The sequence below is a fragment of the Arthrobacter sp. TB 23 genome, from assembly GCF_000294595.1.
In the GTDB taxonomy this organism is placed as follows: Bacteria; Actinomycetota; Actinomycetes; order Actinomycetales; family Micrococcaceae; genus Arthrobacter_D.
In genome coordinates this window covers 86,999-100,536 of the sequence record NZ_ALPM01000063.1, presented here as the reverse complement: position 1 = coordinate 100,536, position 13,538 = coordinate 86,999, and the positions used below count along the sequence as shown (strand labels likewise).

10 protein-coding genes and 2 pseudogenes (1 of these 12 cut by a window edge) are annotated in these 13,538 nt (G+C 64.3%); 9 read left to right on the top strand and 3 right to left on the bottom strand.

Annotation, left to right across the window (positions count from 1 at the left end; translation table 11 throughout):
* The 5 genes and pseudogenes from B384_RS18400 to B384_RS18395 form a co-directional block, all read left to right on the top strand.
* Positions 1 to 518 (top strand): annotated as a pseudogene (locus tag B384_RS18400) (PhoH family protein) (it extends 551 nt beyond the left edge of the window).
* The gene (gene ybeY, locus B384_RS0108915; protein WP_019482770.1) at positions 515 to 988 is read left to right on the top strand and encodes an rRNA maturation RNase YbeY; all 474 of its coding nucleotides are present in this window, start codon (positions 515 to 517) and stop codon (positions 986 to 988) included. Before B384_RS18400 ends, ybeY begins: the two are co-directional and overlap by 4 nt.
* Positions 989 to 1,008: 20 nt before the next feature.
* Positions 1,009 to 2,301, top strand: a complete 1,293-nt coding sequence (locus tag B384_RS0108910) for a hemolysin family protein (protein WP_083850896.1) — start codon at positions 1,009 to 1,011, stop codon at positions 2,299 to 2,301.
* Positions 2,298 to 3,227: a GTPase Era gene (era, locus tag B384_RS0108905; RefSeq protein WP_019482768.1), complete on the top strand. Its 930-nt coding sequence runs from the start codon at positions 2,298 to 2,300 to the stop codon at positions 3,225 to 3,227. The genes B384_RS0108910 and era overlap by 4 nt, the downstream gene beginning before the upstream one ends.
* 112 nt (positions 3,228 to 3,339) lie before the next feature.
* On the top strand, positions 3,340 to 4,824 hold the full coding sequence (locus B384_RS18395; protein ID WP_019482767.1) for an LCP family protein: 1,485 nt from the start codon (positions 3,340 to 3,342) through the stop codon (positions 4,822 to 4,824).
* A 53-nt stretch (positions 4,825 to 4,877) separates the two neighbouring features.
* Here the strand turns inward: B384_RS18395 and B384_RS18390 are convergent.
* A pseudogene (locus B384_RS18390) lies at positions 4,878 to 6,829 on the bottom strand (M13 family metallopeptidase).
* Positions 6,830 to 7,095: 266 nt separating this feature from the next.
* Between B384_RS18390 and leuA the strand changes: the two are divergent.
* The 3 genes from leuA (at position 7,096) to B384_RS0108880 (ending at position 10,493) form a co-directional block, all read left to right on the top strand.
* Positions 7,096 to 8,844, top strand: coding sequence for a 2-isopropylmalate synthase (leuA, locus tag B384_RS0108890; protein WP_019482766.1), 1,749 nt, complete (start codon positions 7,096 to 7,098; stop codon positions 8,842 to 8,844).
* A gap of 96 nt (positions 8,845 to 8,940) precedes the next feature.
* Positions 8,941 to 9,690, top strand: coding sequence for a DNA repair protein RecO (recO, locus tag B384_RS0108885; protein WP_019482765.1), 750 nt, complete (start codon positions 8,941 to 8,943; stop codon positions 9,688 to 9,690).
* A complete protein-coding gene (locus B384_RS0108880; protein ID WP_019482764.1) occupies positions 9,687 to 10,493 on the top strand; it encodes an isoprenyl transferase in 807 nt (268 codons plus the stop codon). The genes recO and B384_RS0108880 overlap by 4 nt, the downstream gene beginning before the upstream one ends.
* 45 nt (positions 10,494 to 10,538) lie before the next feature.
* Here the strand turns inward: B384_RS0108880 and B384_RS0108875 are convergent, their stop codons facing one another.
* On the bottom strand, positions 10,539 to 11,633 hold the full coding sequence (locus B384_RS0108875) for an alpha/beta hydrolase (protein ID WP_019482763.1): 1,095 nt from the start codon (positions 11,631 to 11,633) through the stop codon (positions 10,539 to 10,541).
* 101 nt (positions 11,634 to 11,734) lie between these two features.
* On the opposite strand from B384_RS0108875, the gene B384_RS0108870 reads away from it, so the two are divergent.
* Positions 11,735 to 12,811, top strand: coding sequence for a quinone-dependent dihydroorotate dehydrogenase (locus tag B384_RS0108870; protein ID WP_019482762.1), 1,077 nt, complete (start codon positions 11,735 to 11,737; stop codon positions 12,809 to 12,811).
* Positions 12,812 to 12,911: 100 nt separating this feature from the next.
* Here the strand turns inward: B384_RS0108870 and B384_RS0108865 are convergent, their stop codons facing one another.
* Complete coding sequence (locus B384_RS0108865; RefSeq protein WP_026041073.1) at positions 12,912 to 13,484, bottom strand: DUF3043 domain-containing protein; 573 nt, start codon at positions 13,482 to 13,484, stop codon at positions 12,912 to 12,914.
* Positions 13,485 to 13,538: the final 54 nt, after the last annotated feature.

Here is a 13,538-nt window from a genome sequence, read left to right as displayed (position 1 = left end):
GGCTCGGATTCCTGCCCGGCACCCTCAGCGACAAGATCGACCCGTACCTGCGTCCGCTCTACGATGCGCTGCACGACATGATGGACCCGGACAGCATCCCTCGACTGATGGCGGCCGGCACCATCGAGGTGGCACCTCTCGCCTACATGCGGGGCCGTACCCTCAACGATGCGTTCATCATCCTGGACGAGGCCCAAAACACCACCCCAGAGCAGATGAAGATGTTCCTCACCCGCCTGGGGTTCGGTTCGAAGATGGTGGTCACCGGCGACGTCACCCAGGTGGACCTGCCCGGCGGGACCAACTCAGGGCTACGGGTGGTCAGTGAAATACTTCAGGGTGTGCAGGACGTCAGCTTCCGCACCCTCGACGCCTCCGACGTCGTCAGGCACCGGCTGGTGGGCGACATCGTCACGGCCTACAGCGTCTGGGACGAGAACCAGCGGGCCTCAGCTGCCCGGGATCACCGTGGCCCGCGCGGTCATGCCGGGGCCAAACCGGCTGGAGGCAAACCATGAGCATCGAGGTCAACAACGAGTCGGGGATAGCGGCGGACGAGGAAAACCTGATCCGCCTGGGCCGGTTCCTGCTCGACAGTCTCTTCGTGCACCCGGAAGCTGAGCTCTCGATCATCCTGGTCGACACCACCGCAATGGAGAAACTGCATATCGAATGGATGGACGAACCGGGTCCCACCGACGTCCTGTCCTTCCCCATGGACGAGCTACGACCAGGCACGGCGGGGCGGCTCACACCAGCGGGAGTGCTCGGTGATGTTGTCCTCTGCCCCGAGGTGGCGCAGACCCAGGCCGAGAAGGCAGGGCACTCAACCCAGGAAGAGCTGCTGCTGCTGACCACCCACGGACTGTTGCACCTCCTCGGATACGACCACGCCGAACCCGAGGACGAGGCTGAAATGTTCGGTCTGCAACGCCGTCTGCTGGCCGATTATCTGGGTGGAAAAGCGCCCGAGGAGACAATCAGTTGATCATTTGGCTGCTGGCCTTCATGGCCTTGGGGTTTGTTCTGGTCGCAGCGTTGGTAACCGCAGCCGAGGCCGCCTTCAGTTACCTGCCCCGCCAGGAAGGCGAAGAACTTCTGGCCGGCAAATCTGGCCGGTCGCTGCAGCGTATCCTCGCCTCACCGATCGCCCACATGCATGCCCTCAGGTTCTGGCGGGTGTGGTTCGAGATGGCAGCCGCTGTGGCGGTCGCAATCCTCTTCCACGACCTGCTCAACAACGTCTGGATTGCCGGTCTGCTCGCCACCGCCACCATGGCCGCCGTCGGATTCGTGCTCGTTGGCGTTTCACCGCGCCAGCTCGGCCGGACCCACGCGAGCAAAGTGGTTCCAGCGACCGCGGGTCTGGTGAGATTCCTGTGCGGGATCCTCGGACCGATCCCGCGGTGGCTGGTTGCGCTCGGAAGTGCCATTACCCCGGGTGCGGCCCGGGCCGAGGCGGCCTTCTTCACTGAAGAGGAATTCCGCGAACTGCTCTCCCGTGCCAACGACGCCGAAATGATCGAGGACAGCGAAGCGGAACTGATTCACTCAGTCTTCGAACTGGGTGACACCAAGGTGCGGGCAGTGATGGTGCCCCGCACCGACATGGTTCCCATCGAAACCGGGTCCACCCTGAAACAGGCGATGTCCCTTTTCCTCCGCTCCGGCTATTCGCGGATCCCGGTGATTGGCGACAGTGCTGACGACATCATCGGGATCCTCTACCTCAAGGATGTCGTGGCCCAACTGCATGGGCCCGGCGGTCGCGACGAGGACCTGGTCGACGGTATCTGCCGGGGAGTGCGCTACGTCCCCGAGTCCAAGCCGGTCAGCGATTTCCTGCAGGAGTTGCAGCGGGAATCGACCCACGTCGCCATCGTCATCGACGAGTACGGTGGAACGGCAGGGCTGGTCACGCTTGAGGACCTCATTGAGGAGATCGTTGGGGAGATTGTCGATGAGTATGACTCGGAGGTGCCGGAACTTGAACAACTGGGCAACGGCGAATACCGGATCAGCTCACGGATGGGAATTGATGACCTGGGCGAAGTCTTCAACGTGGATCTGGAAGACGACGAGGTGGACACCGTTGGTGGACTGCTCGCCAAGACACTGGGCCGGGTCCCGATCGTGGGCAGCGAGGTAACTGTCGGCAGTATCGGCCTCCGCGCCGAACGTGTCGAGGGGCGCCGCAACCGGGTCTCGCACCTTATTGTGTGGAAACGGGAACCAGCATTCGACGACGACGGCCGGGACCGGAATCCCGCACAACTTCAAGGACACGGCGGAATATCATGAGCGAACAGAAGCACCGGGCCGGGTTTGTTTCCCTGGTCGGCCGGCCCAACGCAGGCAAATCGACGTTGACGAACGCGCTGGTGGGACAGAAGGTGGCAATCACCTCGTCCAAACCCCAGACCACCCGTCACACCATCAGGGGAATCGTGCACCGCGAGAACTCCCAGCTGATCCTCGTCGACACGCCAGGCCTGCACCGTCCCCGCACCCTGCTGGGCCAGCGGTTGAACGACCTCGTCGCGGACACCCTGGCCGAAGTGGATGCCATCGGGTTTTGCATCCCGGCCAACGAGCCAATCGGCCCTGGTGACAAGTTCATCACCTCGCAGCTCTCCCGGTTGCAGCGGAAACCACTGATCGCCGTCGTCACCAAAACCGACCTGGTGGACCGGGCGGCCTTGACCCGCCAGCTGATGGCCGTCGTCGCCCTCGGCGAGGAAGTATTGGGGGAACAAGGCTGGGCCGATGTCGTTCCCGTGTCCGCTGCAGACGGGTTCCAGGTCGAAACGGTCGGCGACGTTTTCGTTTCGCATATGCCGGAATCACCAGCTCTGTACCCTGACGGCGCGCTCACCGACGAGCCGGAAGCTGTGATGGTTGCTGAACTGGTGCGAGAGGCCGCCCTGGAGGGTGTCCGCGACGAAATGCCGCATTCGCTCGCCGTGGTGGTGGACGAAATCGTTCCGCGGGAGGGTCGCAGCGCCGACAATCAGCTCCTCGACGTCAGGGTGAACCTGTTCGTCGAACGTTCCTCCCAGAAGGCGATCATCATCGGGAAGGGCGGCGCGCGTCTCCGCGAGGTTGGCACCAACGCGCGCCAGAGCATCGAAGCTTTGCTGGGCACCCGGATCTACCTTGACTTGCACGTCAAAATTGCCAAGGATTGGCAGCGCGATCCCAAGCAGCTGGTGCGCCTGGGCTTCTGACCGGGCACTACCCGGCTGCAACACACGTTGTTTTTAGTGGCTGGGAGCTGTTTGCTCAGCTGGCACGCACGCCAGCAACTATCGACCGAATTCTTCGAAAGGGCTGCAACGCATGAGTCGTCGACGCGCCGATGCTGGCCAGAACGCTGAGGATTCGGCGGGAGCCCCCGTGGGACGCCACCTGGGCCACCAGGCACCACCGCGGGTCCTGAAGATTATCGCTATCGCCCTGGCAACCGTCCTCGTCGCTGGAGTCGGGTTCGCTTCAGTGCAGCTTCTCCGGCTGCAGGGCAATGTGGCAACCCAGCCGCTGAACCTCTCGACGGACCAGAACGAGACCGACAAGGCCAATCTTGACCGGGACCCGGTCCAGATTCTCATTCTCGGAACCGACACCCGTGAGGGCGCCGAAAACGCTGCCTACGGCGGAGCCGAATTCACCACCGAAACCGGCAACTCCGACGTGATGATGCTGATGCACCTCTCGGCCGACCGCGAGAATGTCACAATGGTCAGTTTCCCCCGCGACCTGCTTGTCCCGCTGCCCGCCTGCCTGGACCCGGAGACCGGGACAATGACCCCCTCGCAGGACCTCGCGATGCTCAATGGCGCGCTCGGCAACGGCGGGCCGGGGTGCACGGTGGCCGCAATCAACGAGCTCACCGGGCTGAAAATCGACCACTTTATGATGGCGGATTTCAACGCGGTGAAGGAACTCTCGTCGACTCTGGGTGGGGTCGAGGTCTGTGTCAACAACGCGGTTGAGGATACCTACTCCGGGCTGAGCCTTCCCGCCGGCACCTCCGAGGTGGAGGGCGAACAGGCCCTGGCTTTCCTGCGAACCCGGCATGCTTTTGGCGACGGTGGGGATGAAGGCAGGATCCGCGCACAACAGTCGTTTATGGCGTCGATGGCGCGCAAAATCCAGGACGAGGGCACCCTCACCAACCTGCCCCGGATGTACGCGATCGCCGAGACCATCACCAAGAACCTGACGGTCGACGACGGCCTGAGCCAGATTCCCGATCTGCTGCGGTTGGCCGACCGGCTCAAGGACGTCGACCTTGCCAAGGTAGCCTTCGTCACAATGCCCGTGCTGCCCTACGAGCCTGACCTGAACCGGCTGATCCCCGATGCGGAACCGGCCGAGGAACTGTTCGAGGCGCTGGTCGCCGATCGCAGCATCGTCGGTGAACCCGAGCCGGAGCCGTCGGAGTCAGACCCGTCGGGAACCACCGATGCTTCCGCCTCGCCCGACGCCGAGCCGACCGACGAGCCGGTCCTCGACTTCGATCCGGCAGCCGTTCCGTTCACCATCATCGACTCCTCGGGAAAGACCGATCGGGGTGAGGAGATCCAGGACCTTCTCGTGGAGGAGGGCTACACCCAGGCAGTTGTCACCGAGGACGTGGCAACTCCGGCAACCCAGCTCTTCGTCGGATCGGGTTATGAGGCAATCGGCGCGGCTGTGGCCGAACTGTTCGGACTCGCTGAGGTGCAGGTCCTGTCCAGCCCGGCCACCGTGGGTCTGGCGTTGAGCGTTGGCACCGATTTCACCGCCGGCTCGACCGTCGACACCGACNCCCGCCAACCCTGACGGGCCAGACCGCCGATCAGGTGACCTGCCAGTCCTAGAGCAGCCGAAAGCGGCTACCAGATCCGGACCCGCTCAGCCGGGTCCAACCACAGGTCATCGGTGTCCGTGACCGAGAAGGCGTCATGGAACTGGTCAAGGTTCCGCACCACCTGGTTGCAGCGGAACTCATTGGGGGAGTGGGGGTCAATGGTCAGGCGGCGGAGCGCTTCCTCGGCGCGGATCTTCTGCCGCCAGCAGCTGGCCCAGGAGAAGAAGAAGCGCTGGGCCCCGGTCAGCCCAGCCACGATTGGCGGCTCGGCGCCGTCCAGGCTCAGCAGATAGGCGCGGTAGCCGATCGACAGACCGCCCAGATCCCCGATGTTCTCGCCCAGCGTGAGGCTGCCGTTGACTGAGCTTCCTGGCGCCTCAGCAGGGCAGAGCGCATTATACTGGTCCACCAACCGCTGGGTGAGCGAGTCGAAGGCAGCACGGTCCTGGTCGCTCCACCAGTTTTCGAGGCGCCCGCTGCCGTCGTACTGGGAGCCCTTATCGTCGAAGCCGTGACCGATCTCGTGACCGATCACCGCCCCGATTGCCCCGTAGTTCACTGCCGGGTCGGCGTCGACGTCGAAGAACGGTGGCTGCAGGATCGCAGCCGGGAACACAATCTCGTTCATCGTCGGCATGTAGTAGGCGTTCACGGTCTGCGGGGTCATCAGCCAGTTACCCCGGTCGATCGGACCACCCAGTCGGGAGAGTTGGCGGTCCAGTTCGAATGCGGTGGAGCGGCGAACGTTGCCGTAGGTGTCGCCGTCGACAATCTCCAGTGACGAATAGTCGATCCATTGGTCCGGGAAACCGATCTTGGTGTGGAACCGGTCCAGTTTGGCGAGGGCACGGGTCTTCGTCTCGTCGGTCATCCAGTCGAGCGAGGTAATGCTTACCCGGTACGCGGCGAGAAGGTTTTCGACCAGGTCGAGCATGATGGCCTTGTGGGTGGGTGGGAAATGCCTCGCGACGTACTCCCGCCCCACAGCTTCGCCGACAGCACCCTCAACCAGCGCCACCCCACGCTTCCAGCGGTCCTTGATCTCGGGTGTGCCACTGAGGTGGGTGCCGTAGAAGGCGAAAGCCGGGTCCACAAAGGAACTGCTGAGATAGCCTGCCGCGTGCAGCAGCACCCGAGTGGTCAGCCAGCTCTTCCAGACACTCAGATCCTCGGCCGCCAGCAGCTGGTCCACAGCTGCCAGATAGTCCGGCTGATTGATGACCACTTCGTCGGTTCCCTCACGCCCCCGGGTGAGCTGCTCCAGCCAGGAGCTGCTGAAGGGGGCGAGCTCGGCCAGTGCGTTGCCGGTCAGCAGGTTGTAGGTGGCCTGCGGATCGCGGCGGGNNNNACGGCATCCATGTGGGAGGACGCGAGCCGGGTCTCCAGTTCGACGACTGCCTCCGCGCGAGTCTGAGCCTCGGGGTCACCCGCCGCAGTGAGCAGGGCGACGAGCAGGGTCAGGTACTCGACGCGGGTCTGACTGAATTTTTCTTCCCGATAATACGATTCGTCGGGCATTCCGAGGCCGGACTGGTGCAGGTGCAGCAGGTAGCGCTCGGGGTTCCCGGCGTCGTTACTGACATAGGGCAGCGCAAGGCCGGCAATTCCGGACCGCGTGAGCTCACCGTCCAAAGCGACCAGTTCCGCGGTCGACGCTACGGCGTTGATCCGATCGAGGAGCGGAAGCACCGGTGCGACACCCAGCTGCTCGATCCGCTCCTCAGCCATGAATGAACTGTAGAGAGCCTTGATCCTGAAGTTGTCGCCGGCCGGATCAGCTGTGGCCGCGGCATCCTCGATGATCTGCCGCACGGCCAGTTCAGCGGCATCCCGCAGCTGGGTGAATGCTCCTTCGAGGGGCCGGTCCGAAGGAATCTCCGTGAAGTTCAGCCAGGTCCCGTTGACGTGCCGGAACAGGTCGTCCTGCACCCTCGCGTCGGTGTCTGTTGCCGCCTCTGTGGTCCCTGCCAATGCCATGGGTTTTCCTAACTGGTGTGAGTCGAATCAGTCCGAAGCCCATCCTATGCTCCGTGCTAGGGTTGGCTTGTGCGCGCAGAACTGCTCCTTCTTAGCTGCCGCGGCGGGGCCATCACGACCAGGTAGTCAACACGACACGGTCAAGGCCGATTCCCCGCTGCGGAGTCTGTAATGCCCGGCCCCAGCCCAGATATCTGGTTTTAGTCCCGACACATGGACTGCTGAAGAGTCTGCCCCGCGAACCTCCACAGAACAGGCCACACCCCATGCGCAACGCACAAAAATCCTCCGGAATGCCGTTCCATAAATACACGCCCTTCCAGGATCAGATCTCGGTTCAGCTGCCCGATCGCACCTGGCCCGACAAGGTCATCACCCAGGCACCACGCTGGTGCGCCGTTGACCTGAGGGACGGCAACCAGGCCCTCATCGACCCGATGAGCCCCGAACGCAAGCACAAGATGTTCGACCTGCTCGTTCAGATGGGTTACAAGGAAATCGAGGTCGGATTCCCGTCGGCATCACAGACCGATTTCGATTTCGTCCGCCAGCTGATCGAGACGGACCGGATTCCCGACGACGTCACCATCCAGGTCCTCACCCAGGCCAGGGAACACCTGATCGAGCGCACCTACCAGTCGATCGAGGGCGCAGACCGGGCCATCGTCCACCTCTACAACTCGACGTCGGTGCTGCAGCGCCGGGTGGTGTTCAACCAGGACATGGACGGCATCATCGACATCGCACTGACCGGGGCGCGGCTGTGTAAGAAGTTCGAGGAGACCCTGCGGAACACCGAGGTCACCTACGAGTACTCTCCCGAGTCCTTCACCGGCACCGAACTGGAATTCGCCGCACGAATCAGCAACGAGGTCGCGGCTGTGCTTGAGGCGAGTTCCGACCGCCAGATGATTCTGAACCTCCCGGCAACCGTCGAAATGGCCACCCCCAACGTCTACGCTGACTCCATCGAGTGGATGTGCCGGAACCTGGACAACCGTGAAAACATCATCCTGTCGCTCCACCCCCACAACGATCGTGGCACCGGGGTAGCAGCGGCGGAGCTCGGCTACCTGGCGGGGGCTGATCGGATCGAGGGATGCCTGTTCGGCAATGGTGAACGCACCGGAAACGTAGACCTGGTCACCCTCGGCATGAACCTTTACGGGCAGGGCATCGACCCGATGATCGACTTCTCCGACATCGATCACATCAGGCGGACCGCGGAATACTGCAACCAGCTCCCCGTCCCCGAACGCTCACCCTATGGCGGCGACCTGGTGTTCACAGCCTTCTCCGGCTCACACCAGGATGCGATCAAGAAGGGCTTCGAGCGAATGGAGAGCGACGCCGCCGAGGCTGGAACAACAGTCCAGGACATCCCCTGGGCGGTCCCCTACCTGCCCATCGATCCGAAGGACATCGGGCGCAGCTATGAGGCAGTGATCCGGGTGAACTCGCAGTCCGGCAAGGGTGGCGTGGCGTACCTGCTGAAAAACGAGCACAGCCTCGATTTGCCCCGCCGCGCGCAGATCGAGTTCTCGGGGGTCATCCAGCGCCGCACGGATACCGTCGGTGGGGAAATCAGCGGAGCCGAACTCTGGAAGGTGTTCCAGGACGAGTACCTGCCGAGTCGCGCCGCAGGAGCGGGCACCTGGGGCCACTACGCACTCACCAGCGTCAACACCGCGACTGCTGAGGACGACTCCTTCAAACTGACCGCCTCCCTGCTCGTGAACGGCGTCCAGCAGCGACGCTCCTCCCAGGCGAACGGCCCGATCGCTGCGCTGCTCGCCATTCTCGGCGAAGACGGGGTGGATGTGCGCGTGCTCGATTACACCGAGCACGCACTGTCCGCTGGCGGCAACGCCCGCGCCGCAGCCTATGTCGAGTGCACCATCGGGGAACGCGTGCTGTGGGGTATCGGCATCGATGCCAACACCACCATGGCCGCACTGAAGGCGGTCATTTCTGCCGTAAACCGGGCGATCCGCGACCAGCAGCAGCCCAGCTAGCTGCAGCAGCCACGTGGCGCCGCGTGTGCATCCATCGGGTGGGGCTCACCGCCGACGGATGCACACGTGCGGCCCAAGGGGTGCGAAAATAGGTCTGTGTCTTCGTCCTTCGCCTCCCGCACCTACCGCGCCGAAGGCGTGGTGCTGCGCACCTACAAGCTGGGCGAAGCCGACCGGATTATTGTCTTCCTGACCCGCGACCATGGGCAGGTCCGGGCGGTAGCCAAAGGCGTGCGACGGACCAGCAGCAAGTTCGGGTCCCGGCTGGAACCCTATATGACGGTCGATCTGCAGCTGGTGGCTGGCCGCAACCTCGACGTCGTCACGCAGGCGCAGACCAAGGGAGCCTACGGGCACGGGATCGCGGCCGACTACGGACGGTACACCGCCGCTGCGGCGATCGCTGAGACCGCCGAGCGGCTGACCGACGCCGACGGCGAGTCCTCCGGTGCGCAGTACAACCTGATCGTGGGGGCCCTGTCCGCCCTGAGCAGGGGACTGCACGCGCCGGAGCTGATCCTCGACTCCTACCTGTTGCGGGCACTTGCCACCGCGGGGTGGGCGCCGAGCTTCACCGACTGCGCCCGTTGCGGCACGCCCGGCCCTCATACCGCGTTCTCGGCACCGCTCGGTGGCGGGGTCTGCCCCGACTGCCGGCCACCCGGTGCGGCATCGCCAGCGCCGGAGTCCATGGAACTGCTCGCCGCCCTCCTGTCCGGAAACTGGGGAACAGCGGATGCCTCCAGTCCGCAATCCCGCAGGGAGGCGGCGGGATTGGTGGCAAGCTATCTACAGTGGCACCTCGAACGCGTCGTCAAATCTCTCAAACTAGTGGAGCGTCAGTGAACCAGGACCGACCAGGTACCCGCCCCGTCCGGCCATGGCCCCATCCATCGGGCGAGGTGGCACCGGCTATCCCGGCGCAGTTCGTGCCAAAGCACGTGGCGATTGTGATGGACGGGAACGGCCGATGGGCCAACCAGCGCGGGTTGCCCCGGACAGAGGGGCACCGGGCGGGTGAGGCTGCGCTGCTCGATGTGATGGCCGGCGCCATCGAGATTGGGGTGAAGCACGTGTCCGTGTACGCCTTCTCCACCGAGAACTGGAAACGGTCGCCCGAGGAAGTGCGTTTCCTGATGGGGTTCAGCCGGGATGTGCTGCGCCGGCAACGTGATCAACTCGACGCGTGGGGGGTGCGGATTCGCTGGTCGGGCAGGCGGCCACGGTTGTGGCAGTCGGTGGTCAAGGAACTCGAAGTAGCCGAACAGCAGACCCTGGGGAACACTACCTGCACCCTGACAATGTGCGTCAACTATGGTGGCCGCGCCGAAATCGCCGACGCCGCCAAAGCGATCGCCGAGCAAGTGGAGGCCGGTAGGCTGCGTGCGTCGGCCGTGTCCGAGAAAACCATCCAAAAGTACCTTGATGAACCCGACCTCCCGGACGTGGATTTGTTCCTGAGGACGTCCGGGGAGCAACGGTTCTCCAATTTCATGCTGTGGCAGTCCGCCTACGCAGAGATGGTGTTCATGGACGTGCTGTGGCCCGACGTCGACCGTCGGGTTTTGTGGCGAGCCATCGGCGAATACGCGGGCCGGGACCGACGGTTCGGGGGCGCCGTGGATCAGTCGTCGCCAGCGACCAAATAGTGTCGCCGCGGCCGACCCGGTAGCGTCCCCTTAGTGGCCAGAGGTTCAGCCCGCCTGCTGCTGGCAGCGCAGCCACCGATCCAGGGATCGGTAGACCTCGCGGCGGACAGGTTCCCGGGACAGCAGGACATCGTGCAGGGCGCCCTCAAACCGGCAGACGGTGACGGTGGGGCCGAGCTGGAGCGCCCGTTGGGTCATCAGGGTGACATCGAGCACGCTATCCGAGGTCAGCATTGAGTCATTCCAGACCGGGCTGACCGACGAGCGGGCCGAGGCCAGAACCAGGACGGGCACGTCGATGGCCAGGCCCCTCCGCACCTGTGCGTGGCCCGCCAACACTGCTGCAACCCAGCCGGCCCGGATCGGGAAGCCGAACTCGGGTCGCCACTGTGGGTGGATTTCCCACTCGCCGTCGGCGGCGTTGCTGATGCTGCGCCAATAGAAGCCAAACTCCGGCAAGATCAGCTTCGCTTTCGGCTTGAACCGGATGATGGGGTCCAGCAGGCCCTGGGTTGCGCCACGCAGGATCGGGTTGCTCTGCACATCGAGCCAGGGGCTGTTCAGGATCAGGCTCTCGATCCTGCCAGGGTTGCGGTGGGCCCACAGGGAAGCGATCAGCCCGCCCGTCGAGTGGGCCATCAGGTGAATCAACACGTCGGTTCCCACGCCGTGGCGCGCCCTGACCCGGGATTCAATCGCCTGCAGCGCAGCGTCAATATCCTCGTCATACTCGTCGAGGTTCGCCACATAGCCGGGGGTTTGCCCGTCACGGAGACTACGCCCGTACTTTTTCAGATCCAGCGCATAGAACTCAACGCCGCGGTCGGCACAAAAGGCAGCCAGGCCACGGTGCAGGAAGTAGTCGCTCCAACCGTGGATGTACAGGACGGCGCTGACTGGGGGAGGGGCGACGCTCGGGGCCTCCGGGACGGGGGCCAGCCGAGCCGTCAAGCGGGACCACCAGTTGGCCAGGTGCTGCAGGCCGGGGGAGGTCTCCGGCGTCGGGGGAGTTTCAGCGGTGACTGGCGGCGTGTAGGTCACCAGTGTTGCGACGCAGGGCCCCTCATCATCAGCAGCCAATTTGAGGTCGGCGGCGGTGAATCCGTCGCCCAGATAATCCGGTCTCCATGTCAGCCCCATTCGAAAACTGTAGCCCGTCTCACCACGGGTCCAGCAGATTCGCTGGTCGGTGCATGCAACGCAAGTTGTTGTTGACCGCCCCAGCGTGGGAGTTTTAGATCATGCGAATCTACCCTGCCCTTTTTCAACTGGTCTTTGCCCGCATGGACGCCGAAAAGGCCCATCGCATTGGTTTCCGGCTGATTCGCGTGGCCGAGCGTACGCCGGCCGGCCTGGTACTGCGGCACCTGACCAAACCGCACCCGGGCCTGCAGACCTCAGCCTTCGGGCTCACCTTCCCTTCCCCGTTCGGTCTGGCCGCCGGATTCGACAAGGAAGGGCACGGCATCACCCCACTCACCAGCCTGGGATTCGGGCACATCGAGGTGGGCACCATCACCGGGCAGGCGCAACCGGGCAACCCGACCCCGCGGCTGTTCAGACTGGTCGCCGACCGGGCAGTGATCAACCGGATGGGCTTCAACAACGACGGCGCCGCGGCCGTTGCCCCGCGGCTGAGGGCGGCACGCACCAAACTCGAACGGCGGTACGTCGCCAACCGGCCGATGATCGGGGTCAACATCGGGAAGACGAAGTCGGTCAATCTCCGCGACGCCGTCGAGGACTACCTGGTCAGTACCCGCGAGCTGGCGCCCGCCGCCGACTATCTGGTGGTCAACGTCAGCTCACCAAATACGCCCGGCCTGCGCCTCCTGCAGAACGTCGAATCGCTGCGACCCCTGCTCACTGCCGTCAGGGCAGCGGCCGATGAGGCCGCCGGGCGGCCGGTTCCCCTCCTGGTCAAGATTGCGCCCGATCTTGAGGACCAGGACATCGACGACGTCGCGGCCCTGGCCGTCGACCTTGGACTGGACGGCGTGATCGCGACGAACACCACCATCACACGGTCGGGGCTGGTGACCGACAACGCGACCGTCATGAAGTGTGGAGTCGGCGGCCTCAGCGGGGCGCCGCTGAAGCAGCGTTCGCTCGAGGTGCTTCGCCGTCTCCGCGCCGCCGCCGGTGAGAACCTGGCGATCGTGTCGGTGGGCGGGGTCGAGTCAGCGGAGGACGTCCTCGAACGCCTCGATGCCGGCGCCACCCTGGTGCAGGGCTACACCGCGTTCCTCTACGAAGGACCATTCTGGGCCCGGCACATCAACCGGCGCCTGGAAGCCCTGCTCGCGGCACGGCAGTGACCCCGAACCAGTGACCCCAAGACAGTGAGCCCGCAAAAATAACCCCGAAAAAAATAACCCCGGGCCGTTGGGCGCCCCGGGGTTATTTTTCTAGAGATAGTCAGGCGGGGTACTGGCCGCGCTTCACCAGCGGCTTGGGCAGCCGCAGCCGGCGGAGCTGCAGCCCACGGGTGACTCCGTACCAGAGGTCACCGCGGGCAGGCTCGCCGAACTTGGCGGTCAGCTTCGACTTGAGTGAACGCCGCAACAGGAAACAGTCCAGCACGACGGCGAGGATAAGGATCCAGAAGGCGTTCAACACGATCGCCTGTACCTGGAGGTTCTGCACAAAGCTCAGGAGCACAAACACCAGGGCGGCAACCATCAGGAATTCTCCGAGGTTCCAGCGGGCATCGACGAAATCCCTGATGTAACGACGGGCTGGGCCCTTGTCGCGCAACGGTAGGTACCGTTCATCGCCGGTATCGAGGGCCTGGCGCGTTTTGAGCCGCTCTGCCCGCTGCGCATCACGGCTTGCGGCCCTGGCTGCCTTCCGGTCGTCAGGCACCAACGGCCGTTTCCGCGCAGCCTCCTGCGAGCTACGGCGTGGCGTCGGCGCTCCCTTGCCTACTGGGCGCTCTGCGGGTAACTGGTCTACTGGGGCCTCAGGGGCCTCTTTTTTTCGTCCAAGCACCCTCCAAGGATACCCGGCCTGATCGGACCCGTGGTCCCGGTCACTGTGTAAGGT

Excerpts from the sequence above, each read along its gene's own strand:
- B384_RS0108875 (WP_019482763.1), bottom strand. The coding sequence starts at position 11,633 with ATGGGGCTGACATGGAGACCGGATTATCTGGGCGACGGATTCACCGCC.
- ybeY (WP_019482770.1), top strand. The coding sequence starts at position 515 with ATGAGCATCGAGGTCAACAACGAGTCGGGGATAGCGGCGGACGAGGAA.
- era (WP_019482768.1), top strand. The coding sequence starts at position 2,298 with ATGAGCGAACAGAAGCACCGGGCCGGGTTTGTTTCCCTGGTCGGCCGG.
- B384_RS0108870 (WP_019482762.1), top strand. The coding sequence starts at position 11,735 with ATGCGAATCTACCCTGCCCTTTTTCAACTGGTCTTTGCCCGCATGGAC.
- B384_RS0108910 (WP_083850896.1), top strand. The coding sequence starts at position 1,009 with ATGGCCTTGGGGTTTGTTCTGGTCGCAGCGTTGGTAACCGCAGCCGAG.
- leuA (WP_019482766.1), top strand. The coding sequence starts at position 7,096 with ATGCGCAACGCACAAAAATCCTCCGGAATGCCGTTCCATAAATACACG.